This is a genomic window from Microbacterium sp. NPDC055312 (assembly GCF_053645675.1).
On record NZ_JBSHMU010000016.1, the window covers coordinates 1 to 1,004 of the forward strand.

Sequence of the window (1,004 nt, forward strand, 5' to 3'; positions counted from 1 at the left end):
GCACTGTCCCTGAACCGGATCACGGTTCGAAGTTAGATATCCAATATGACCAGAGTGGTATTTCAACAATGACTCCACCGTAACTGGCGTCACGGCTTCACAGTCTCCCACCTATCCTACACAAGCCACACCGAACACCAATACCAAGCTGTAGTAAAGGTCACGGGGTCTTTCCGTCCTGCTGCGCGTAACGAGCATCTTTACTCGTAGTGCAATTTCGCCGAGTTCGCGGTTGAGACAGTTGGGAAGTCGTTACGCCATTCGTGCAGGTCGGAACTTACCCGACAAGGAATTTCGCTACCTTAGGATGGTTATAGTTACCACCGCCGTTTACTGGGGCTTAAATTCTCAGCTTCGCCTTGCGGCTAACCGGTCCTCTTAACCTTCCAGCACCGGGCAGGCGTCAGTCCGTATACATCGACTTGCGTCTTCGCACGGACCTGTGTTTTTAGTAAACAGTCGCTACCCACTAGTCTCTGCGGCCACCACGCCCTTTTCGGAGTGAATCCGTATAAGCGGGTGGCCCCCCTTCTCCCGAAGTTACGGGGGCATTTTGCCGAGTTCCTTAACCACGATTCTCTCGATCTCCTTGGTATTCTCTACCTGACCACCTGAGTCGGTTTGGGGTACGGGCGGCTTGAACCTCGCGTCGATGCTTTTCTCGGCAGCATAGGATCACCCACTTTTTATCCGCATCGTGTCTCAGCCTGTATGAGTCACGGATTTGCCTATGACTCGGCCTACGCACTTGCACCAGGACAACCATCGCCTGGCTTGGGCTACCTTCCTGCGTCACACCTGTTAATACGCTAGCCGCACCAGCATAGGGTCGTGTGCTCCACCACCCGGTGAACCCCGAAGGGTTCGATGGGCGGCTTCGGACACTTAGCATCACTGGATTGACTGGGGCGGTTCTTCGCCGGTACGGGAATATCAACCCGTTGTCCATCGACTACGCCTGTCGGCCTCGCCTTAGGTCCCGACTTACCCAGGGAAGATTAGCT

Annotated in this window: 1 rRNA gene; it reads right to left on the reverse strand. The window is 54.7% G+C overall.

The annotated features are described in order from the left end of the window. A 23S ribosomal RNA gene (locus tag ACWIDW_RS14835) occupies window positions 1-1,004 on the reverse strand; the annotation flags it as partial.